The organism is Kitasatospora sp. NPDC036993 (assembly GCF_055607525.1).
On sequence record NZ_JBVJRP010000003.1, the window covers coordinates 539,864 to 562,439 of the forward strand.

At 72.5% G+C, this 22,576-nt stretch carries 17 protein-coding genes; 5 read left to right on the plus strand and 12 right to left on the minus strand.

What is annotated here, in order from left to right:
- Positions 1–159 precede the first annotated feature (159 nt).
- The 3 genes from ACZ7C5_RS08695 to ACZ7C5_RS08705 all read right to left on the minus strand — a co-directional run bounded on the left by ACZ7C5_RS08695 (position 160) and on the right by ACZ7C5_RS08705 (position 4,907).
- Positions 160–504 carry a transposase gene (locus ACZ7C5_RS08695; protein ID WP_470322322.1) on the minus strand — a complete coding sequence of 115 codons (345 nt, stop codon included), beginning with the start codon at positions 502–504 and terminating at the stop codon, positions 160–162.
- Between the two features lie 408 nt (positions 505–912).
- Positions 913–1,758 (minus strand): transposase, encoded by an 846-nt coding sequence (locus tag ACZ7C5_RS08700; RefSeq protein ID WP_470322296.1) that lies wholly within the window; start codon positions 1,756–1,758, stop codon positions 913–915.
- A gap of 293 nt (positions 1,759–2,051) precedes the next feature.
- The gene (locus tag ACZ7C5_RS08705; protein WP_401087751.1) at positions 2,052–4,907 is read right to left on the minus strand and encodes a DEAD/DEAH box helicase; all 2,856 of its coding nucleotides are present in this window, start codon (positions 4,905–4,907) and stop codon (positions 2,052–2,054) included.
- 275 nt (positions 4,908–5,182) lie between these two features.
- On the opposite strand from ACZ7C5_RS08705, the gene ACZ7C5_RS08710 reads away from it, so the two are divergent.
- Positions 5,183–5,557: a hypothetical protein gene (locus tag ACZ7C5_RS08710; protein ID WP_401087602.1), complete on the plus strand. Its 375-nt coding sequence runs from the start codon at positions 5,183–5,185 to the stop codon at positions 5,555–5,557.
- A gap of 29 nt (positions 5,558–5,586) precedes the next feature.
- Here the strand turns inward: ACZ7C5_RS08710 and ACZ7C5_RS08715 are convergent, their stop codons facing one another.
- A complete protein-coding gene (locus ACZ7C5_RS08715; RefSeq protein ID WP_401087604.1) occupies positions 5,587–6,759 on the minus strand; it encodes an aminotransferase class V-fold PLP-dependent enzyme in 1,173 nt (390 codons plus the stop codon).
- 94 nt (positions 6,760–6,853) lie between these two features.
- Here ACZ7C5_RS08715 and ACZ7C5_RS08720 point away from each other — a divergent pair, with 94 nt between their 5' ends.
- Positions 6,854–8,920: a S9 family peptidase gene (locus tag ACZ7C5_RS08720; RefSeq protein ID WP_401087606.1), complete on the plus strand. Its 2,067-nt coding sequence runs from the start codon at positions 6,854–6,856 to the stop codon at positions 8,918–8,920.
- Positions 8,921–9,114: 194 nt separating this feature from the next.
- Positions 9,115–11,493 (plus strand): immune inhibitor A domain-containing protein, encoded by a 2,379-nt coding sequence (locus ACZ7C5_RS08725; RefSeq protein WP_401087608.1) that lies wholly within the window; start codon positions 9,115–9,117, stop codon positions 11,491–11,493.
- Positions 11,494–11,615: 122 nt separating this feature from the next.
- Here the strand turns inward: ACZ7C5_RS08725 and ACZ7C5_RS08730 are convergent, their stop codons facing one another.
- Positions 11,616–13,073, minus strand: a complete 1,458-nt coding sequence (locus ACZ7C5_RS08730; RefSeq protein WP_401087610.1) for an MFS transporter — start codon at positions 13,071–13,073, stop codon at positions 11,616–11,618.
- A 47-nt stretch (positions 13,074–13,120) separates the two neighbouring features.
- Here ACZ7C5_RS08730 and soxR point away from each other — a divergent pair, with 47 nt between their 5' ends.
- A complete protein-coding gene (gene soxR, locus ACZ7C5_RS08735) occupies positions 13,121–13,594 on the plus strand; it encodes a redox-sensitive transcriptional activator SoxR (RefSeq protein ID WP_401087612.1) in 474 nt (157 codons plus the stop codon).
- Between the two features lie 107 nt (positions 13,595–13,701).
- On the opposite strand, the gene ACZ7C5_RS08740 is transcribed toward soxR, so the two are convergent.
- Genes ACZ7C5_RS08740 through ACZ7C5_RS08760 form a run of 5 tightly spaced genes read right to left on the minus strand, consistent with a single transcriptional unit; the run spans position 13,702 to position 19,411 of the window.
- A complete protein-coding gene (locus ACZ7C5_RS08740) occupies positions 13,702–14,706 on the minus strand; it encodes an ABC transporter ATP-binding protein (protein WP_401087614.1) in 1,005 nt (334 codons plus the stop codon).
- The gene (locus tag ACZ7C5_RS08745) at positions 14,706–15,704 is read right to left on the minus strand and encodes an ABC transporter ATP-binding protein (RefSeq protein WP_401087616.1); all 999 of its coding nucleotides are present in this window, start codon (positions 15,702–15,704) and stop codon (positions 14,706–14,708) included. The genes ACZ7C5_RS08740 and ACZ7C5_RS08745 overlap by 1 nt, the downstream gene beginning before the upstream one ends.
- On the minus strand, positions 15,704–16,690 hold the full coding sequence (locus ACZ7C5_RS08750) for an ABC transporter permease (RefSeq protein ID WP_401087618.1): 987 nt from the start codon (positions 16,688–16,690) through the stop codon (positions 15,704–15,706). Before ACZ7C5_RS08750 ends, ACZ7C5_RS08745 begins: the two co-directional genes overlap by 1 nt.
- Positions 16,687–17,649 carry an ABC transporter permease gene (locus tag ACZ7C5_RS08755; protein WP_470322297.1) on the minus strand — a complete coding sequence of 321 codons (963 nt, stop codon included), beginning with the start codon at positions 17,647–17,649 and terminating at the stop codon, positions 16,687–16,689. The genes ACZ7C5_RS08750 and ACZ7C5_RS08755 overlap by 4 nt, the downstream gene beginning before the upstream one ends.
- A gap of 13 nt (positions 17,650–17,662) precedes the next feature.
- Positions 17,663–19,411: an ABC transporter substrate-binding protein gene (locus tag ACZ7C5_RS08760; RefSeq protein ID WP_470322298.1), complete on the minus strand. Its 1,749-nt coding sequence runs from the start codon at positions 19,409–19,411 to the stop codon at positions 17,663–17,665.
- A 162-nt stretch (positions 19,412–19,573) separates the two neighbouring features.
- Here ACZ7C5_RS08760 and ACZ7C5_RS08765 point away from each other — a divergent pair, with 162 nt between their 5' ends.
- Positions 19,574–21,025 carry an aminopeptidase P family protein gene (locus ACZ7C5_RS08765; protein ID WP_470322299.1) on the plus strand — a complete coding sequence of 484 codons (1,452 nt, stop codon included), beginning with the start codon at positions 19,574–19,576 and terminating at the stop codon, positions 21,023–21,025.
- A 19-nt stretch (positions 21,026–21,044) separates the two neighbouring features.
- Here the strand turns inward: ACZ7C5_RS08765 and ACZ7C5_RS08770 are convergent, their stop codons facing one another.
- Positions 21,045–21,398 (minus strand): helix-turn-helix domain-containing protein, encoded by a 354-nt coding sequence (locus ACZ7C5_RS08770; RefSeq protein ID WP_470322300.1) that lies wholly within the window; start codon positions 21,396–21,398, stop codon positions 21,045–21,047.
- Positions 21,399–21,503: 105 nt separating this feature from the next.
- A complete protein-coding gene (locus ACZ7C5_RS08775) occupies positions 21,504–22,526 on the minus strand; it encodes a nitronate monooxygenase (RefSeq protein WP_470322301.1) in 1,023 nt (340 codons plus the stop codon).
- Positions 22,527–22,576: the final 50 nt, after the last annotated feature.

Consider the following 22,576-nt stretch of genomic DNA (forward strand, 5'->3'; position numbering starts at 1 on the left):
TCGGAGAGCGCGGAGGAGTTTTCCCGAATCAACCTCCTATGCCCCACCACCATCCCGGTCCCTCTTCCCCCCCGCAAAAGTCCCACCGGGCTGGGTTCTTATGCCTGTTGCGCAGGAAGTCGGCGGGGGTGACTCTGCTGGCGAAGTGTTTGGTCTGGGTCAGGCTGCTGTTGTGATGTCGTGTTGGGTGCAGAGTGTGTGGATGCGGGTGGGGCGGCGGTCTGGTTTCTTGGGTGTGGTGTCGCAGTGGGTGCCGAGTCGTTGGATGTTGATGGCCATGCCGGTGAGGATGTTCTGGAGGTGGGTTTTGGTGAGGCCTCGGTAGCGGGATCGTCGTAGGCCGGGGCCTCGGACTGCTTGTGAGATGGTGCCTTCGATGCCGGCGCGGGCGCGGTAGGCCTGGCGCCATTGGGGGGTGTCCTGTTCGGTCTGCATCCGTATTCGTGCGGTGTGGATGGGTTCGGGGTGGATCTCCAGGCTGCGGCCGAGGTGGGGGGCGGGCAGTGGTGCAGTGGGCGCGGATGGGGCAGGGGCGGCAGTCGGCGCGGGCGAAGGCGACGCGGATCAGGCCGTTCTTCTTCGGGCGCATGGAGATGCTGGTGGCTCCGGCGGGGCAGTGGGTGGTGCCGGCCTGCCAGTCGACGTGGAAGTCCTTAGGGGTGAAGGTGCCGTTGTGGGCGCCTCGGCCGGTGTTCACGGTGACGGGTGCGATGAGGGTGATGTCGCGTTCGAGGGCGGCGCCGATGTTCGGCCCGCTGGGGTAGCCGGAGTCCGTCAGGTGCTCGCCGGGTTTCAGGTCCCGGTCGGTGAGCTTGTCCTGGATGGGGGTGGTGGCGGCGACGTCGGGTTCGGTGGCGGGGGTGGTGTGGACGTCGGTGACCAGGTCCGGTAAGTCCTCGTCGCAGAATTCGGTCAGGTGGGCCTTGGAACCGGTCCACTCCACGCTGCCGGCGCCGGGAACGCCTTTGGTGCTGTAGCGGGCCTGCGGGTCGTGGGGTGAGCGGATGCGCATCGCCGAGGGCGGCTGTTCCCGGTGTCGCGGTAGCGCAGCGTGCCGGCGCGGGTCTTCTCGTAGTGCTGGTCCCACAGTTCCCGCAGGATTCTGACCTGCGCAAGGTCGTTCATCCAGCGGGCGGTGGGATCCGCGTCGATGGCGATCATCAGGCTCCGGCCGTCGGCGCCGATCTGCTCGGCGAGTTTGAGCGCGGAGGCGTTCCTGCGGCGCAGGAGCCGGCTGGTCTCGACCTTGCGGCCGTAGCGTTCGTCCCAGCCGGGCCCGAGCAACGGCACGATGAAGGCGGGGCTGGTGAGGGCGATCTCCTCCAGGGCCGTGCGCAGGGCCTCGCCCAGGCACTCGATCCGGTTCAGCCTGCGCACGCAGGCCAGCACATGGGTGGAGTCGGGGCGCTGAAGGCCGCCGGCCCGTACCAGGCCGGCGGCCTTCAACCGCCGGAGCATCAAGGTCAGCAGGGCATCTGCCCGGTCACCCACAACCAGACGGGCACGGAACTCGCACAGCACACTGGCATCGAAACCCGCGTCCTCCAGCTCCAGGCCCAGCGCGTACTTCCAGGAGATCCGGTCCGCGACCGCCACCGCGGCGTCCCGGTCGGACAGGGTGTGCAGGAACTGCAGGACCGTGACCATCACCAACAGCGCCGGAGAGACACCCGGCCGCCCCAGACCCGCGTACATCTCCTCGAACTCACCCACAGTGAAGTCCTCGTCGACGAACAACGGACCCAACGCGTCCCGCACCCGCATCTCATCCGTCCCACCCGGATGAACCCTACGAGCCAAAGCCACCGTCTCCGACGGAATCCCCGACACACCACCAGGACGCAGCACAACCCACTCCCACCAACAGACACTTACTGTCCCACAACCACCCCAACCGACTTCGCCAGCAGAGTCGCCCGTCCGACTTCCGGCGCAACGTCGTGGAGGCCCCGGCTGCGGGGCGAGGCTACGGCCACGCAGGGGGTGGGTGGGGGCATGCGAAAGGGCCCGCGCGCTCGGGTGAGCGGGCGGGCCCCTGCGGGTGTACGGGCTCAGCCCACGGAGGAGTAGGCGATGATGCCGCGGCGGAGGCCGTCGACGGCCTTGCGGGCGGTCCTGCGAAGCTCCACGTCCTCGCCGGCGGCGTCCTGGATCTGGCCCAGGACGTCGATCAGCTGCTTCGTCCAGCGGACGAAGTCGCCGGCCGGCATCTCGGCGTCGCGCAGCACCTGGTCGAGGTTGTGGCCGAGCGCCCAGCGGTAGGCGACCCAGGCGAAGCCCAGGTCGGGCTCGCGCTGGCCGACGCCCTCGGCGGTGTTGATCCGGTGCTGCTCCTCCAGGGCGTCCAGGTGGCCCCAGATCCGGACCATCTTGCCGAGTGCCTCCTTGGCCGCGCCCTCCGGCACCCGGGGGGCGCCGGCGTCGTCGGACTGGCGCGCCTCGTACACCAGCGCCGAGGCGCAGGCGGCGAGTTCGGCGGCGGCCAGGCCGCTCCAGACGCCCTCGCGGATGCACTCGGAGGCGAGCAGGTCGAGTTCGCCGTAGAGCCGGCCGAGCCGTTTGCCGTCGTCGGTGACGGTGTCGCCGCTCAGGTAGCCGAGGTCGGTGAGCAGCCCGCAGACCCGGTCGAAGGTGCGGGCGATGGTGTGGGTGCGCGAGCGCATCCGGCGTTCCAGCAGTTCGGTGTCGCGGTGCAGCCGGTGGTAGCGCTCGGCCCAGCGGGCGTGGTCCTCGCGGTCGGAGCAGCCGTGGCAGGGGTGCTGGCGCAGTTCGGTGCGCAGCCGGGTGATCTCCGGGTCGTCGGCGGCGGCCGCACGGCCGCGCCGGAACCGCTCGGGCTCCAGGTGGCCGGCCTTGGTGCGCAGTGCCGAGGCGAGGTCGCGCCTGGACTGCGGGCTGCGCGGGTTGAAGGACTTGGGGATGCGCAGGCGCTCGATCGCGACGACCGGGTGCGGGAAGTCGATCATGGCGAGCCGCTTGACCTGCCGCTCGGCGGTGAGCACCACCGGGCGCGGGCCGTCCTGGAAGTCGGGATGGCGCGGGCCGCCCCGGCCGGAGCGGTTGACCGGCGGCAGGCCAGGGTCGAGGACCAGGGCGAGGCCGGCGAACTTGCCGGTGGGCACGTGGATGACGTCGCCCGGCTTGAGCTGCTCGATCGACTCGGCGGCGGCCGAGCGGCGCTGGCTGCTGCCCTCGCGGGCCAGCTCGTTCTCCCGGTCCTTGAGCTTGCGGCGCAGCTCCATGTACGCGTCGAAGTCGCCGAGGTGGCAGGTCATCGACTCGCGGTAGCCGTCCAGGCCCTCCTCGTTGCGCTGCACCTGGCGGGCGATGCCGACCACCGAGCGGTCCGCCTGGAACTGGGCGAAGGAGGTCTCCAGCAGTTCGCGCGAGCGGTGCCGGCCGAACTGGGAGACCAGGTTGACGGCCATGTTGTAGGAGGGCCGGAACGAGGACTTCAGCGGGTAGGTGCGGGTGCCGGCCAGGCCGGCCAGCGCCTCCGGGTCGAGGCCGCGCTGCCAGAGCACCACGGCGTGGCCCTCGACGTCGATGCCGCGCCGCCCGGCCCGGCCGGTGAGCTGGGTGTACTCGCCGGGGGTGATGTCGGCGTGGGTCTCGCCGTTCCACTTGACCAGCTTCTCCATGACCACCGAGCGGGCGGGCATGTTGATGCCGAGCGCCAGGGTCTCGGTCGCGAAGACGGCCTTGACCAGGCCCTTCACGAAGAGCTCCTCGACCACCTCCTTGAACCTGGGCAGCATCCCTGCGTGGTGGGCGGCGATGCCGCGCTCCAGCCCGTCCAGCCACTCGAAGTAGCCGAGGACGTGCAGGTCCTCGTCGGGGATGTCGGCGCAGCGCTCCTCGACGATGGCCCGGACCCGGGCGCGGTCGGAGTCCTTGTTGAGCCGCAGGCCGGAGCTGAGGCACTGCTGGACGGCGGCCTCGCACCCGGCCCGGCTGAAGATGAAGGTGATCGCGGGCAGCAGGCCCTCGGCGTCGAGCCGGTCGATGACGTCCACCCGGCCCGGCGTCCAGACCCGGCCGGGACGGCCGTTGGGCATCGAGCGGCCCCGGCCGCGGGTGAAGCGGTCGCGCGGGTTGCGGTCGATCTCGGAGCGGGCGAGCCTGACCAGCTCGGGGTTGACGGCCTTGCCGGGGTTCTTGAGGCTGTGCTTGGGGCGGCCGTCCCGGTCGGGGTCGGCGAACAGGTCGTACATCCGGTTGCCGGCCATCACGTGCTGCCACAGCGGCACGGGGCGGGTCTCGGAGACGATCACCTTGGTGCCGCCGCGCACGGTGTCCAGCCAGTCACCGAACTCCTCGGCGTTGGAGACGGTCGCGGAGAGCGAGACGAGGGTGACCGACTCGGGGAGGTGGATGATGACCTCCTCCCAGACGGCGCCGCGGAGGCGGTCGGCGAGGTAGTGCACCTCGTCCATCACGACGTAGCCGAGGCCGTCGAGGGTGCTGGAGCCCGCGTAGAGCATGTTGCGCAGCACCTCGGTGGTCATGACCACCACGGGTGCGTCGCCGTTGACGGTGTTGTCACCGGTGAGCAGGCCGACCTTGGCCGCGCCGTAGCGCTTGACCAGGTCGCCGTACTTCTGGTTGGAGAGCGCCTTGATCGGCGTGGTGTAGAAGCACTTGCGACCGGCGGCCAGGGCCAGGTGCACGGCGAACTCGCCGACGATGGTCTTCCCCGAGCCGGTGGGGGCGGCGACCAGGACGCCGGATCCGGCCTCCAGCGTCTCGCAGGCCTCCAGCTGGAAGTCGTCCAGCGGGAAGTCGTACAGCTGCTGGAAGCCGTACAGGGCGGTGGCCTGCTCCTGGGCCCGGCGACGACTGGCCGCGTACGCCTCGGCGGGGCCGAGCTCCTGGTCGTCCTGGGGCTCTGGATCGGGGGTGTTCATCGCCGTCCGGGTGTGGTTGGTGTGATCTCGCATCTCAGCGAGAGGTTACCCGGGAGGACCGACATCGATAGCACCGTTTTTCCGTGCGACGGGATCACTCCCCGCTGTCACACCCGAGACCACTCCTCTCTCAGATCCATGGTGGCCGATGTCCTCAAGTGATCGGAACGGGGCAGGGTTCGAACGTCTCCGGTCATCCCCGGTGGAATCCGCCGGTGCTCCCTACCGTCGTCACGGTCACGGAACAGCCACCGACACGCGGGAGGACAGCCACGATGGCGAACCTGGAGACGTCCCTCAAGGAGGCCATGGCGATCGAGGGCGCCATCGGCGTCGCCCTGGTCGACTACGGCAGCGGCATGGCGCTCGGCAGCCTCGGGGACGGCGGCGAGCTGGACCTCAACGTCGCCGCGGCCGGGAACACCGACGTGGTCCGCGCCAAGATGCGCGCGCTGGAGGCGCTCAACCTCCTCGACAACGAGATCGAGGACATGCTGATCACGCTGACCCACCAGTACCACATGGTCCGGCCGATCACGACGCCCGGCGGCCGCGGGCTGTTCCTCTACCTGGCGCTCAACCGCGGCCGCTCCAACCTGGCGATGGCCAGGCACCACCTCAAGCGGATCGAACTCGCTCTGGAGATCTGACCCCGACGCGCCCTTCGCTGCCGGTGCGGCTACCCCTTCAGCAGCTCCGCCAGGCCGTCCGCCAGCCGCTCGTACTCCGCCGCCCGGTTGTACAGCTGGGCGCTGACCCGCAGCACCCCGCCGCCGGCCCACGGACGGACGGCGATCCGGGTGCCGAGCCGGTGCCACACCTCGGCCATCAGCGCCTTCACCTGCGGCTCGGTCTCGCCGTACCCGGCGGGCAGCCGGACGGTGCTCATCCACACCCCGGGCGTCCCGGGCAGCGGCGCCAGGCCGGTCCGCTCGGCCAGCACCCGGCGGCCGTACCCGGCCAGCGCGGTGTTGTGGGCCGCCACCTCCGCGTGGCCGAGTCCGCGCAGCAGCCCGAAGCCGGCCGGGGCGGCCAGCCAGGGCGTGTAGTCGCAGGTGCCGCGCCACTCGACGTTGCCGGGGAAGCCCTTGTCGTGCTCCCAGGACAGCGCCAGCGGGCGCACCCGGGCGGTCCACTCGGGACGGACGGCGAGCACGCCGGTGGCGCGCGGGGCGAAGGCCCACTTGTGCAGGTTGCCGAACCAGAAGTCGGCGTTCGGGTCGATCGGAGCGGGCAGCATGCCGGGCGCGTGGGCGCCGTCCACCACGGTGGTCACGCCGCGGGCGCGCAGGTCGGCGAGCAGGGCCCGGCCGGCCACCAGGCGGGCGGTGGGCGAGGTGAGCTGGTCCAGGATCGCGACGGTGGTCCGCCCGTCCACGGCGTCCAGCACCGCCTCCCGGACGGCCTGCTCGTCCGGCGCCTCCAGCGGCACCCTGGCCACCACGACCTCGGCGCCGGTCTCGGCGGCCTTGCGGACGGCGGCCTGGGTCACCGCGCCGTAGCCGTGGTCGGTGACCAGGATCCGGTCGCCGGGTGCGAACGGGATGCTGTCCAGGGCGATCGCGACCGCCTCGGTGACGTTGGCGACCAGCGCGAGCCGCTCCGGGTCGGTGTCCAGCTCGGCGGCGAGCAGGGCCCGGGCGGCGGCGATCCGGGCCGGCAGGTCGGCGAAGAAGCCGTCCGGGTCCTGCTCGTGCTCGATCCGCAGCCGCTCCTGCGCCCGCTGCACCGGTATGGGCACGGCCCCGAACGAGCCGTGGTTCAGGTGCGCGGTCCGCGGCGACACGCTGAACAGCCCGTCGGCGGCGGGCAGCGGTGCCGGGGGCTGGGCGGTCCGCAGGTCGTCGGTCACGGTTTCCTCCGCTGGCTGACACTCACACTAGTGTGTGACATTTCACATGACAGACTACTGGTCGGAACGCGCACCGCGCGACCACCATCAGGCCGTGACCATCACCGACGCCTTCCTTGCCCTCAGCGCCCGTACCGGTCGGTTCACCTTCGGCGCACCGCGTGCGTGCACCTTCGCCGAGGACGGTACCCGGCTGCTGCTGCTCCGATCGGCCGGTCCCGAGGACCCGGTCGACCGCCTCCACCTGCTCGACACCGCCACCGGCGACGAGCGCCTGGTCGCGGATCCGGCCGCGCTGCTGCCCGGCCGCACCGGCCGGCGCGACGACCTGCCCGCCGTCGAGCGCCGGCTGCGCGAGCGCATCCGGCTGGTCGCCGCCGGGATCGGCACGTACGCCGCCACCGCCGACCTCGCCACCGCCGTCTTCACCCTGGACGGCCGGCTGTTCCGCACCGACACCACCACCGGCAACAGCGACGAACTCCCGGTCGCCGGGCCCGCGTTCGACCCCCGGCCGGACGCCACCGGGCAGCGCGTCGCCTACGTCGCCGAGGACGCCCTGTACGTCACCCCCGGCCTCGAACCGCTCTCCCCCGCCGACGGCGCCCGCTGGGGCGTCGCCGAGTTCGCCGCCGCCGAGGAGCTGGGCCGCGCCCGCGGCCACTGGTGGCGCCCGGACGGCGGCGCGCTGCTGGCCGCCCGGGTGGACGAATCCGCCGTCCCCCGACGGTACTTCGCCGACCCGGCCCACCCCGGCGAGGCGCCCGAGGACTTCGCCTACCCGCAGGCCGGCGGCCCCAACGCGGACGTCCAGCTCTGGGTGCTCGGCCTCGACGGCGGCCGGGTCCCGCTGCGCTGGGACCGCGAGGAGTTCCCGTACGTCTGCGCCGCCTCCTGGGCCTCCACCGAGGAGGTGCTGCTCACCGTCGCCGACCGCCTCCAGCAGAACGTGCTGCTGCTGAGCGCCGACCCGGCCACCGGCGTGACCACCGAACTCTCCCGCACCACCGACGAGTTCTGGGTGGACGACCTGCCCGGCACTCCCGACCGGCTGGCCGACGGCCGACTGCTCACCGTCCTCGACACCCCGCAGGCCCGCGGCCTCGCGCTGGACGGCAAGCCGCTGGACACCACCGGGCTCCAGATCCGCCGGGTGGTCGGCACCCTGCACGGCCGGCTGCTCTGCGAGACCGGCGAGGGCGACCCGTTCCACCAGTACGTCCACCTGGTCGACCCGGACGGCGGCGCGCCCGAGCGGCTCACCGCCGGCCCCGGCCTGCACACGGCCCTCGCCGCCGCCGACACCCTGCTGCTGACCTCGGCCACCGCCGACGGCGTCCGGCGCGTCATCAGCCGCGACGGCCACGAGATTCCGCTCACCGACCTCAGCGCCATGCTGCCCCACCGGGTGGAGCCGCGGCTCGCCCGGGTCACCGAGCGCGCCCTGCCCACCGCCGTGGTGTACCCGCGCGACCACGTCCCCGGCCGGCGGCTGCCCGTCCTGCTGGACGTCTACGGCGGTCCCGGCTACCAGGCGGTGGCCGCCGAGCCGCGCCGCTGGCAGCTCAAGCAGTGGTGGGCCGACCAGGGCTTCGCGGTGGTCACCACCGACAACGGCGGCACCCCGTTCGTCTCCCCCGACTTCAGCCGCACCATCTTCCGCCGCTTCTCCCAGGTGGCGCTGGACGACCAGGTCGACGCCCTGCACGCGCTCGCGGCCGCCCACCCGGACCTCGACCTCGGCCGGGTCGGCGTGCGCGGCTGGTCGTACGGCGGCTACTTCGCGGCGCTCGCCGTGCTGCGCCGCCCCGACGTCTTCCACGCCGCCTGCGCGGGCGCCCCGCCCACCGACTTCCGGCTCTACGACACCGCGTACACCGAGCGCTACCTCGGCCTGCCGCAGGACAACCCGGAGGGCTACGCCGACGACTGCCTGCTCACCGACGCGCCCGGCCTGAGCAGGCCGCTGCTGCTGATCCACGGGCTGGCCGACGACAACGTCCACCCCTCGCACACCCTGCTGCTCTCCCAGGCGCTCGTCAGGGCGGGACGCCCGCACACCGTGCTGCCGCTGCCCGGAGTGACCCACATGACCCCGGGCGGGCTGGGCGAGCAGCTGGCCCAGGCCGAACTCGCCTTCCTGCGCGCCTCGTTGGGATGACCCGTTGCACCATCCGGGCCGGAATCCGGCACTCCACACGATCGCCGGTCCGGCAGCGGGCGTCGCACCTCCGGGTGCGGCGCCCGTTCGCTTGTTTCACACCTCTTCCACGTAACCCGTGACATGTGAAATATTACCTGCGCTTCACCTTACCGATGTCGAAGCACCCCCATCTTCCGGAAAGGACCGGTCAGTTGCGCAGACTGTCCGCGGCCCTCGCCGCCGCGCTCACCACCGGCGCGATAGCGGCCACCTTGCTGGGCACCCCCGCCCAGGCCGCTCCCCCGATCTCCCTCACCGCCGCCGCGGCCTCCGACGCCCCGGAGGGCGCCGAGGCCCCGCCCGCCCCGATGGCCCCGCAGGAGCGCGAACGCCAGGCGCTGCGCGGCAAGGCCCTGGAACAGCTCAACAAGGGCGCCCTCGACCAGGGCGCCGCCGCCAAGGCCGCCGGCAAGCGGGCCCCGGCGAAGGTGAGGATCGGCAACGACTACGTCCAGCTCGCGCACCAGCGCACGGACAAGGTCTTCGTGATCCTCGCCCAGTTCGGCGACGAGGTCGACAACACCACCCAGTGGAACGGCCAGCCCCGCTACGGCGGCACCCCCGGACCGCTCCACAACCAGATCCCCAAGCCCGGCAAGGACGACAACCACACCCTGTGGTCGCAGAACTTCGACCGCGCCTACTACCAGAAGATGTTCTTCGACGACACGCCCGGTGCCGTGTCCATGCGCAACTACTACCGCACCCAGTCCTCCGGCCGCTACGACGTCCAGGGCACCGTCAGCGACTGGGTCACCGTCCCGCACAACGAGGCCCGCTACGGCAGCAACAAGGGCCCGCAGGGCTCCGGCGCCTGGACCCAGGGCCAGGAGTTCATCCGGGACGCCGTCAAGGCCTGGTACGACGGCGAGGTCGCCAAGGGCCGCCCGGCCGCCGACATCAAGGCGCAGCTCGCCCAGTACGACGTCTACGACCGCTACGACCACGACAAGGACGGCGAGTTCGCACAGCCGGACGGCTACCTGGACAACGTCGTCGTGGTGCACGCGGGCGTCGACGAGACCTGGGGCGGCGGCGCCCAGGGCGCCGACGCGCTGTGGGCGCACCGCAGTTGGACCTTCCCGGACGCGACCGGGCAGACCGGCCCGGAGGGCAACAAGATCGGCGGCGCCCCGGTCGGCGACACCGGCCTGTACGTCTACGACTACGTCCAGGGGGGTGAGAACAGCGGCGTCGGCCTGTTCGCCCACGAGTTCGGCCACAACCTCGGCCTGCCCGACCTGTACTCCACCAGCGGCGGTGACAACAGCGTCAACTTCTGGTCGCTGATGTCCTCCGGCTCGTACCTGGGCAAGGGCCCGAACACCACCGGCGGCTACCCCGGCGACCTCGACGCCTGGAGCAAGCTCCAGTTCGGCTGGCTCGACTACGACGAGGCCCAGGCCGCCACCCGCTCCACCCACGCCCTCGGGGTGAGCAGCTACAACACCGACCAGGCGCAGGCCGTCCTGGTCCACCTGCCGGACGGCACCACCCGCACCGACCTCGCCGACCCGTACGAGGGCGGCAGGCAGTGGTGGAGCGACACCGGCGACAACCTCGACAACTCGCTGGCCCGGGACGTCGACCTGCGCACCGCCGCGGGACCGGCCGCCCTGGACGCGGCGGTCTGGTACGACACCGAGCAGGACTACGACTTCCTCACCGTCGAGGCCTCCACCGACGAGGGCAAGCACTGGACCGCCCTCGGCGGCACCGTGGACGGCGCCCCGATCGGCAACACCAGCGCCAACACCCCCGGGCTGAGCGGCAGTTCCGGCAGCCACAAGCAGCTGCACATCCCGCTGGACGGCTACCTCGGCCGGCAGGTCCGGCTGCGCTTCCACGTCACCTCGGACAGCAACACCCACGGCAGGGGCGTGCTGGTGGACGCCGTGAAGGCCACCGCCGGCGGCGCCGAGCTGTTCGCCGACGGCGCCGAGAACGGCACCGGCGGCTGGACGGCCAGCGGCTTCACGGTCATCACCGGCCGCACCGCCGTCAAGCAGCACCCGCGGGCGTACCTCGCCGAGAACCGCCGCTACACCGGCTACGGGTCGTTCCTGAAGACCGGCCCGTACAACTTCGGCTACAGCGGCGTCGCGGGCAAGGCCAACGTGGTGGACAACTACCCGTACCAGGAGGGCGTCCTGATCTGGCTGTGGGACACCTCGTACGGTGACAACAACACCAAGGACCACCCCGGCGGCGGGCTGATCCTGCCGGTCGACGCCCGCCCGGCGCCGATCCGCTTCGCCGACGGCACGCTGGTCAACGGGCGGGCGCAGACCTACGACGCGACCTTCTCGCTCAAGCCGACCACGCCGTTCACCCTGCACAAGGGCGGCACCGCGGTGCGCATCCCGGCCAAGCCGGCCGTCCCGGTGTTCAACGACCACACCGGGGTGTACGGCGACGCGGCCACGCCGCAGCTGACGGTGAAGGTGCCGGACACCAACACGAAGATCGAGGTCGTCCGGGAGTCCCAGGGCGGGAAGATCACCACCGTCCGGGTGGGCCCGGCCTCCTGACCCGGAGACCCCCTGACCCGGAGACCCCCTGACCCGGAGCCTCCCGGCCCGGCGAACGCGCGAAGGGCCCCGGATCCCCCCGACGAAAAGGGATCCGGGGCCTGCTCGTGTACCCGGGCGCCTCAGCGCCCCAGGCTGCGCGCGGTGCGCGCGGCGGTGGCCACCCCCAGGACGGTGATCGCGGCGATCCCGAAGGTCATGTACCGGGCCGCGTCGACCGGGCTGTCCCCGCCCAGGTTGACCAGGGTGCCGGCCAGCGCCGAGGTCACCGAGAAGGCGATCAGCTGGGTGGTGTTGATCGCCGCGGCCGCCTTGCCGCCCTCGGCCGGGTCGCTGCTGCTGCGCATCGCGGCCACGCTCAGGTGCGGGAAGGCCAGCCCGATCCCGGTGCCGGCGGCGAACAGCGCCACCGCCCAGAGCACCACCCGCGGCCCGGAGGCGTGCCCGGTCTGGGTCAGCCCGTACACCAGCAGGCCGCCGACCAGCACCAGCGGGGCGGCGCGGACCGCCAGGGCCCGGCCGCGGGCCGACTCGATCCCGACGCTGAACAGCTGGGCGGTGGTCCAGCCGGCCGAGATCGCGGCGCCGAGGAACCCGGCCACCAGCGGGCCGAGGCCGCCCAGCCGCTGGCCGAACAGCGGGATGAAGTTCTCCGCCACCACGCCCGCGCAGAGCACCGCGACGGTCAGGTAGAGCCACTTCAGCGGATTGCCCGGCCGGTAGGTCTGCTGCGGCAGCACCGTCGCCGCCGCGCGCCGCTCGACCGCCGCGAAGCCGGCCAGCAGCGCCGCCCCGGCGAGCAGGCAGAGCGCCGTCGGCCGGCCGCCCGGCACGGTCGAGCTGACGCTGAAGGCGGCCGCCGCCAGGGTGAGCAGCAGCAGCGAGGGCAGCGGCACCGGGCCGCTTCCGTGCCCGGCGCCGGAGCGCCCGGGCAGCACCCGGCGGGCCAGGACGGCCAGCACCAGCGCGGCGGCCAGCAGCAGGACGTACGCCCAGCGCCAGGCGCCGAGCTGGGCGAACAGCCCGCCCAGCGACGGCCCGACCAGGGTGCCGACGCCCCACATCGCGGAGACCAGCCCGGCCGCCCTGGTCCACAGCCGCTCCGGCAGCGCGCTGCGGATCACGGCGTAGCCGAGCCCGGCCACCAGCCCGCCGCCGAGGCCCTGCACCACCCGGCCGAGGATCAGCGCCGCCATCGACGGGCTGAGCGCGTTGACCACCGCGCCGACGCCGAAGACCAGGAAGCCCAGCACGTAGGCCCGGGCGGCGCCGAGGCGGTCCAGCAGCCGGCTGACCAGCATCGAGGCGATGACGGCGGCCATCAGGAAGCCGGTGGCCACCCACGCGTAGTACCGCCCGCCGCCGATGTCGCCCACGATCGAGGGCATCAGCGCGGCGGTGAAGTAGAGGTTCATCGCGTACAGCGCGACGCCGCCGGCCAGGATCGAGGCGGCGGCGGCGTACCGGCGGGAGAAGAGTTCGCGCCACCCGCCGGAGGCCCCGGCGGACGGCGGCTCCGACGGGCAACCATCCCGCTCGGCAGCGGTGGTGTGGTTCTGGACGGCGGGTGATTCGGTCACGTCCGGTACGCTAGGACTTCAACAGAACTTGAAGTCAAGGAGCCGCCATGACCACCGCGCCGGTCGATCTGCTGAGCGTCGGCGAGGTGGCCCGGCGGGCCGGGATCGCCACCTCGGCGGTGCGCTTCTACGAGGACCAGGGGCTGATCTCCGCCGAACGCACCGCGGGCAACCAGCGGCGCTACCGGCGGCACGTGCTGCGCCGGATCTCGCTCATCCTGGTCGCCAAGCGGCTCGGCATCCCGCTCTCCGAGGTCGCCGAGGTCTTCACCGGCCTGCCCGAGGACCGGATGCCCGGCAAGCACGACTGGGAGCGCATCTCCCGGCACTGGGCCGAGCAACTGCGCGCCCGCCGGGCCGAACTGGAACGGCTGGAGGACGAGCTGACCGGCTGCATCGGCTGCGGCTGCGTCTCGCTGCGCCGCTGCCGGGTGCTCAACCCCGGGGACGAACTGGCCGCCGAGGGCCCGGGCCCCCGACGGCTGCTCCCCGAGGACGGCCTGCTGCCCGTCGAGGAGTGAACGGGCGGGCCCGCGGACGGGCATGGGGAAGGGTGGGTGGAACCCGGTCGGACGCGGCCCTCGCAGGGTTCCCCGCCGCGTCCGACCGGGGGTCTGTAAGCGCCGGCTCAGCCCTCCGGGAAGTGGCAGGCCGCCTGCCGCTCGCCGGGCCCGGCGATCCTCAGCAGCGGCCGCTCGGTCCGGCACAGGTCCTGCGCCTTCGGGCAGCGCGGGTGGAAGGAGCAGCCGGGCGGCGGGGCCGCCGGGCTCGGCGGGTCGCCGAGCAGCACGATCCGCTCCCTGGTCCGCTCCGCCTCCGGGTCCGGCAGCGGCACGGCCGACAGCAGCGCCCTGGTGTACGGGTGCGCGGGCCTGCCGTACACCTCGGCCTTGTCGCCGATCTCCACGATCCGGCCCAGGTACATCACCGCGACCCGGTCGCAGACCCGCTTGACCACCGAGAGGTCGTGCGCGATGAACACGTACGCCAGTCCCAGCTCCTGCTGGAGCCGCTCCATCAGGTTGACCACCTGGGCCTGGATGGAGACGTCCAGCGCGGAGACCGGTTCGTCGGCAATCACCAGCCGCGGCGAGGTGGCCAGCGAGCGGGCGATGCCGATCCGCTGGGCCTGGCCGCCGGAGAACTCGTGCGGGTAGCGGTCCAGGTGCTCGGGGATCAGCCCGACCAGTTCCATCAGCTCGGCGGCCCGCTTGCGCGCCGCCGCCGCGCCCTCGCCCTGGACCAGCAGCGGCTCGGAGATGATCCGGGCCACCGTCTGCCGGGGGTTGAGCGAGGAGTACGGGTCCTGGAAGACCATCTGGAGGTCGCGCCGGTGCGGCCGCAGCCGGGCCTGGGAGAGCCCGCCGATCTCGGTGCCGTCGAAGGTGACGGTGCCCGAGGTCGGGTCGAGCAGCCGGACGATCATCCGGCCGGTGGTGGACTTGCCGCAGCCGGACTCGCCGACCAGGCCGAGCGTCTCCCCCGCGCCGACGTCGAAGCTCACCCCGTCCACCGCCCGGACCGGTGCGCCCGGCCGGCCGGTGCGGGAGCGCCGGCCGGGGAAGGTCTTCACCAGGTCCCGGACCGACAGCAGCGGAGCCTGCGGCGCATCCTTCGTCGACGGTGTGGTCATCACAGCACCCCTTCCGGCACCAGTGGCAGGTGACAGGCGGTCTGGTGGCCGGGGGCGAGCACGCCGAGCAGCGGGCGCTCGCCCAGGCAGCGGGCGTGCTCCTCGGCGGACGCGGCGGCGGTGCGGGCGCAGCGCGGGGCGAAGGAGCAGCCGGAGGCGGGGGCGATCAGCGACGGCGGGCTGCCGGGGATGGCCCGCAGCGGGGCGTCGTCGGTGTCGTCCAGGCGTGGCAGCGAGTCCAGCAGGCCGCGGGTGTACGGGTGCGCGGGTTGCGCGAACAGCCGTTCCACCGGGGCCTGTTCGGCGGCCCGGCCGCCGTACATGACCAGCACCTCGTGGGCGACCCGGGCGACCACGCCCAGGTCGTGGGTGATCATCACGACGCCGAGGCCGCGCTCCTGCTGGATCCGGGCGATCAGGTCGAGGATCTGCGCCTGGACGGTGACGTCGAGCGCTGTGGTGGGCTCGTCGGCGATCAGCAGTTCGGGTTCGCAGGCCAGCGCCATGGCGATCATGACGCGCTGGCGCATGCCGCCGGAGAACTGGTGCGGGTACTCGTCGACCCGGCGGGCCGGCTCCGGGATGCCGACCTCGGCCAGCATCTCCACCGCCCTGGCCCGTCCGGCCTTGCGGTTGGCCTTGAAGTGCACCCGGTAGTGCTCGGCGATCTGCTCCCCGACGGTGTAGAAGGGGTGCAGGCTGGACAGCGGATCCTGGAAGATCATCGCGATCCTGCGGCCCCGGACGGTGCCCAGCTCGCGCTCCCCCAGGCCGCCCAGCTCCTGGCCGTTCAGCCGGATCGAGCCGGTGACGGTGGCGCCGTGGTGCAGTCCCATGACGGCGAGCGAGGTGACGGACTTCCCGCTGCCCGACTCGCCGACCAGCCCGAGGGTCCGCCCGGACTCGACGGCGAAGGAGATCCCGTCCACCGCCCGGACCGTGCCGCGCGGGGTGTCGAAGGCGACCTTGAGGTCCTCGACCTCCAACAGCCTGGTCATCAGTACCTCACTCTCGGGTCTACGAACGCGTACAGCAGGTCGACCAGCAGGTTCGCCGCGACGATGAAGAAGGCCGCGAGCAGGGTGACGCCGAGGATGACGGGCTGGTCGGAGCGGGCCAGGCCGTCGTAGAACAGCCGGCCGACGCCGGGCAGGCCGAAGATCGACTCGGTGATGACCGCGCCGGCCAGCAGGCCGCCGAGGTCCATCCCGAAGATGGTCAGGATCGGCGTCATCCCGGCGCGCAGCCCGTGCTTGACGGTGACCGTCCGCGCCGGCAGGCCCTTGGCCCTGGCGGTGCGGATGTACGGCTCGGCCATCGTCTCGATCATCGAGTTGCGGCTCTGCCTGGCGTACATCGCCGCGTACAGCAGGGCCAGCGCGATCCACGGCAGCAGCAGGTTGGAGCCCCACTCGAAGGGGTTCTCGGTGAACTTGTGGTAGGCCGGGTAGGGCAGCACGCCCGCGGTCCGGACGACGCCCCAGATCAGCATGATCGAGGTGAAGTAGACCGGCAGCGAGGCGGTGCCGACGGACAGCACCATCAGGGCCTTGTCGACCGGCCTGCCCTTGCGCAGCGCCGAGGTGACGCCCGCGCCGAGGCCGAGGACCAGCCAGATCACGGCCGCGCCGAGCGCCAGCGAGATGGAGACCGGCAGGCGGTCGGTGAGCAGGTCCCACACCGGCAGCCCGTACTCGTAGGAGTAGCCGAGGCAGGGGAAGCCGCAGTGCACCGCACTGGGGCCGCTGCCGTAGTCGCGGCCGGCGAAGATGCCGCCGAGGTAGGCGAGGAACTGGTCCCAGACCGGCTTGTCCAGGCCCATCGCCGCCTTGACGTCGGCGAGCCGCTCGGGGCTACAGGTCTTGCCGCAGGCGGCCGCGGCCGGGTCGTTGGGCAGCAGGTAGAAGATGGTGAAGGTGATGGCGCAGATGGCGAGCAGGATGCCCACCACGCCGAGCAGGCGGCGGCCGAGGTAGAGGATCACGACCGGCCTCCCCGGGGGTCGAGGATGTCCCGCAGCGCGTCCCCGAGCAGCGTGAACGCGAGCACGGCGACGAACAGGAAGGCGGTCGGGATCAGGAAGTAGGTCGGGTCGGTCTCGTAGTGCACGATGCTCTCGGCGATCATCTGGCCCCAGGACGCGGTCGGCGGGCGGACGCCCACGCCGAGGTAGCTGAGCGCCGCCTCGGTGGCGATCATGCCGGGGACCAGCAGGGTGGTGTAGGCGATGATCGGGCCGGAGACGTTGGGCAGGATCTCCCGGGTGAGGATGCGCCAGGAGCGCGCCCCGCCCACCTTGGCGGCCTCGACGTACTCGCGGTGCTTGAGCGAGAGGGTCTGCCCGCGCACCACCCGGGCGATGCCGGGCCAGGTGAACAGCCCGATCACCAGGGTGATCAGCAGGATCCGGTTGACGTCCTTGGCCACCGACATCATCGCGATCATGAAGATCAGCGAGGGGAAGGACATCGTGAGGTCCATCAGCCGGGACAGCAGTGTGTCGACGCGCCCGCCGAAGTAGCCCGCCGCGATGCCGGACAGGGTGCCGACGAGCACGACGACGGCCGTCGCGGTGAAGGCGATCAGCAGGGAGACCTGCCCGCCGTGCAGCACCCGGGCGAACAGGTCGCGGCCGGTGAGCGGCTCGACGCCCAGCCAGTGCCGGGCGCTGATGCCGCCGAAGTCCCCCTTGGGCAGACCGCCCAGGTACGGGTCGAGCGAGCGCTTGTCGAACTCCTCGGGGCTCCAGCCGCCGAGCGAGCCGAGCGGCCCCGCCAGGGCGGTGACCAGGACCAGCAGGCCGACGGTGATCAGCCCGAACCGGGCCGAGCCCTTGGCCCACAGCTGGACCCAGACCAGCCGCCAGGGCCCGCGCCCGGCACTCTTCTTGGCGCCCCCCGCCGTGGCGTCGGCCACGGCGGCGGGCTCAGTGGTGGTACTCATGGCTGCCGGTCCCTCACTTGCCCTTGGCGGGGTCCTTGAGACCGACGGTGGCCAGGTCGATCATGCCGGCGAAGCCCGAGTTGCCGAACGCGCCGGCCACGTTGGTGCCGACCAGCAGCGGGCGCCGCTGCCAGAGCAGCGGGACGGCCGGGGCCTTCTTCATCAGGTCCTCGTCCAGCTGCTTCCAGGCCTTGTTCGCCTCGGCGACGTCCGTCATGGCCGCGATCTGGTCCATCCGGTCCATCGTGGCCTGGTCCTTGAACTGGCTGTAGTTGCCCTGGTTGCCCTTCTCCTTGATGGTGCGGCCGTCGAAGAGGAACGGCAGGAAGGTCGCACCGGAGGGGTAGTCGGGGCACCAGCCGTTGAGGGTCAGGTCGGGGGCGTTCCTGATGTCGCCGACGGTGTCGGCGAAGGCGGACGCGTCGACCGTGTTCACGGTGACCTGGACGCCGGCCTTGGACAGCGACTGCTGGATCGCCTCGGCGCGGGTCTTGTCGCCGGTCGAGACGGTGAGCGAGACCTTGAGGTCGCTCTTGCCCGCCTCCTGGAGCATCTTCTTGGCCTTCTCCTGGTCGCCGGCCACCGGGATCTTCAGCGGGTCGGACTTGGCGCCGCCGGTCAGCGACGGCGGTAGGAAGGAGGTCGCCGGGTCGGTCATCGCGGGGCCGCCGAAGGCGGTCACCTGGGCGTCGCGGTCGACCGCCCACATCATCGCCTCGCGCACCTTCGGGTCGTCGAAGGGGGCCTTGGCGGTGTTCAGGTAGAGCATGTCGGTACATCCGGTCTGCTCGGCGACCATGCGGGCCTTGACGTCCGCCTTGGGCAGCACCTTGGCGACGGTCTCGTGCTGCATCCAGGGCATGTTGATGGCGTTGGCGTCGGCGCCGTCGCTGGCGATGATCCGGTCGTCGGCCTGGCCGCCCTTGATGCCCTGGGTCACCACGACCTTGTCCGGGTACGCCTTGCGGACCGTGTCCGTGGCCGGGTCCCAGTTGGTGTTGCGGACCAGCACCAGCTGCTTGCCGCGGTCGTAGGTCTCGATCTTGTACGGGCCGGAGGAGAACGGCCGGGCGTCGTACTGGGTGCCCTTCTCCTGGGACTGCGGCACCGGGGCGAAGGTCGGCAGGGTGACGGTGTCCGAGAACTCGGCGACCGGGCGCTTCAGGTGGAAGACGATGGTCCTGTCGTCCGGGGTCTCGATGCTCGCCAGGTGCTCGCCGTTCAGCGGGCCCTTGTAGCTCTCACCGCCGGCCAGGTACTGGATCGCGTAGTCGGGGCCGCCGGTGAGGTCCGGGGAGAAGGACCGCTCGACGTTGTACTTGATGTCGGCGGACTTGATCGGCGAGCCGTCCTCGTACTTGAGGCCTTCCTTGAGGGTGAAGGTCCACACCTTGCCGCCCTCGGTGGACGTGCCCAGGTCGGTGGCGAGGTCGGGGACGATCTCGCTGCCGGCCGCGCCCGGCTCGGACTTGAAGGTGGTCAGGGTCCGGTAGATCAGCCGGGTGCCGAAGTCCATGTGCGGCACCACCCAGTTGCGGGCCGGGTCGAGGTGCGCGAAGTCCTGGTTGGTCAGGACGGTGAGGGTGCCGCCCTTGGCCGGGGTGCCGCCGACGACCGTGCCGGACGCCGCGCCCGGGCCCTTGCTGTCGGAGGGCGCGGCGTCGGCGCCGCTGTCGCTCTTGTCGTTGGAGCAGGCCCCGAGGCCGAGGGTGAGGGTGGCCGCGAGGGCCGCCGCGAGGGCGGCGTGGGTGCGCCTGGTCATGTGCAACTCCGCTGTGGGGGGCCTGATCCGCCTGATCCGGCCGCTGCGCTGTGTGACCCGTAACATAGTAATGTGAAATTGCACTGCACAAGAGGTGACGCCACCCGTTACCGAGCTGTGTCCGTGCCCCGCATCTCCCCAGCCCCGACAAGGAGTTCACCGGTGACCCTTCCCCCGACCGGCCTCAACACCGGGAGCCACGACCTCCCGGTCCCTCCCGCCCTCGCCTCGTTCATGGCCACCCAGTGGGCCGCCACCCCCCTCCCCGCCGACCGGCGCGTCCCCGGATACGACCGCTTCCCCGGCCGCCGGGCCCGGCTCTCCGCCGCCTTCCCCGGCGAACGGCTGGTCGTCCCGGCCGGCCGGCTCAAGGTCCGCTGCAACGACCTCGACTACCGCTTCCGCCCGCACAGCGCGTACGTCTGGCTCACCGGCCTCACCGGCGAGGACCAGGCCGACCACGTCCTGGTCCTCGAACCGGCCGGCCCCGAGGGCCACGAGCCGGTCCTCTACCTGCGCCCGCGCTCCCCCCGCGACGGCGGCGAGTTCTACCGCGACCGCCGCTACGGCGAGTTCTGGGTCGGCGCCCGCCCCGACCTCGCCGAGGCCGCCCGGCTCACCGGGGTGCGCACCGAACACCTCGACGACCTCGGCAAGCTGCTCACCGGACCACAGCCGCCCACCCGGGTGCTGGCCGGCACCGACCCGCTGGTCGACGAGGCCACCGGACGGCTGTCCGGCGACCTCAGGGACGGCGAACTGGCCGCCGTGCTCTCCGAGTTGCGCCTGGTCAAGGACGAATGGGAGATCGGGCAGCTGCAACTGGCCGTCGACCACACCGTCACCGGCTTCGAGGACGTCGTCCGCGCCCTGCCCACCGCGCTGCGCCACCACCGCGGCGAGCGCTGGATCGAGGGCGTCTTCGACCTGCGCGCCCGCGCCGAGGGCAACGGCACCTCGTACACCACCATCGCCGCCTCCGGCGCCCACGCCTGCGTGCTCCACTGGATCCGCAACGACGGCGCCCTCGACCCGAACTCCCTGCTCCTGCTGGACGCCGGCGTCGAGACCGACAGCCTCTACGCCGCCGACATCACCCGCACCCTCCCGCTCAGCGGCACCTTCACCCCGGTCCAGCGCCAGGCCTACGACCTCGTCCTCGCCGCCCAGAGCGCCGGCATCGCCGCCCTGCGCCCGGGCGCCGAGTACCGCGACTTCCACCGCGCCGCCATGCGGGTCATCGCCGAGGGCCTCGCCGACTGGGGCGTCCTGCCGGTCTCCGCCGAGGAGGCCCTCGACGAGGACAACGGCCTCTACCGCCGCTACACCCTCTGCGGCAGCGGTCACATGCTCGGCCTCGACTACCACGACTGCGCCAAGTCCCGCGCCGACCACTACCTCGACGGCACCCTGGAGGAGGGCATGGTCCTCACCGTCGAACCCGGCCTCTACCTCCAGCCCGACGACGAGACCCTCCCCGCCGAACTCCGCGGCCTCGGCATCCGCATCGAGGACGACCTGGTCATCACCGAGGACGGCGCCCGCCTGATGTCGGGCGCCCTGCCCCGCGAAGCCGACGCCATCGAGTCCTGGATGGCCGGCCTGCTCGCCTGAGGACGCAAGGAGCGGACGGTCAGGCCACCTTGATCGTCCGCTCCCCCTGCCGGACGGTGACCTCGACCTCGCCGCCGATCGCGGCGGCATAGGCCCGAAGGTTGTCCAGGCTGTCCACCTGTCCGTGCTCGATCTGCGACACCCGCGCCTGGCTGACCCCCATCAGCCCGGCGACCTCCTTCTGGGTCAGCCCTGCTGCTTTCCGCAGCTCAACGAGCTCATACCCCCGAATCCGCGCCAGCGTCTCCTGCCGGATCCGTGCCCGTTCCGCCTCGGCCTCCGGCGAGGCCAGCCACGGGTTGATGCGCTGGGCCTCAGCCCACACCTCGGTCCAGCTACGCCCCTTCACAGGCACCACCCATCGCTCTGCCACCAGATGGACGCCATGCTGAACGGCCGCCTACTGGTACGGCGCGGCCTTCCGCTTCGGCCACCCCTGCGGGGGACAACACTCGCCGCCCGGCGCGCCCCCGGTGCGCTACCCCCGGGCCGCCTGCCACAGCTCCGCGACGATCGTCTCCGCCGGGCCCGTGCGGGCGAGCGCGTGCGCCGTGCCGGCCCAGAGGTGCATGGCGGCGGTGTCACCGCGGCGGGCGGCGGCGGCGCGGAGGGGCGTGGTGAGGCGGTTGACCTCGGGGTAGGCGGCCGGGGCGTACGGGCCGTAGCGGTCCATGAAGGCGTTGCGCAGGCCACGGGCCGGGCGGCCGGTGAAGGCGCGGGTGACGGCCGTCTCGGGGAGTTCGACGAGCGCCGCCCGGTGGGCGGCCGAGGCGCCGGACTCGTCGGAGCGCAGCAGCGCCGTGCCCAGCTGCACCGCCACCGCCCCCGCCCGCAGCGCCGCCGCGACGGCCGGGCCGTCGCCGAGCCCGCCCGCGGCGACCAGCGGCAGCGCCGTCACCTCCCGGACCGCGGGCAGCAGGCGGAGCAGTGGCAGCTCCCCCGGCAGGTCAGCCACCCGGTGGGTGCCCCGGTGCCCGCCCGCCTCCGGCCCCTGCACGCACAGCGCGTCCATCCCGACCGCCTCGGCCGCCCGCGCCTCCGCCGGCGTGGTCACGGTGCCGACCTGCGTCGTGCCGGCCGCCCGCAGCGCCGCCGCCTCCTCTGCCGTCGGCAGCCCGAAGGTGTACGAGACCACCGGCACCGGGTCCGCGAGCAGCGCGGCGAGCTTGGCCTCCCAGTCGTCCCGGTCGGGCCCGGCCTCCTCCGGCAGCGCCACGTCCCTCCGCTCGGCCTCGGGCCGCAGCCGCTCCCGGTAGGCCGCGACGGCCGCCCGGTCCCCGGGCGGGCCCGGCACGAAGAGGTTCACCCCGAACGGCCGGCCGGTCGACTTCCGTACCGCGGCGATCTGTTCGGACATCCCGGCGGCGGTCTTCATCCCGGCGGCCAGGAACCCCAGGCCGCCCGCCCGGTTCACCGCCGCCACCAGCTCGGGTGTCGAGGGCCCGCCCGCCATCGGGGCGGCGATCACCGGTACGGCCAGCTCGTCGAGTCGGACGGTCATCGGGCGCTCCTCACACTGCGGGTACGGAACACGGCCACGGGCGCGGGCCC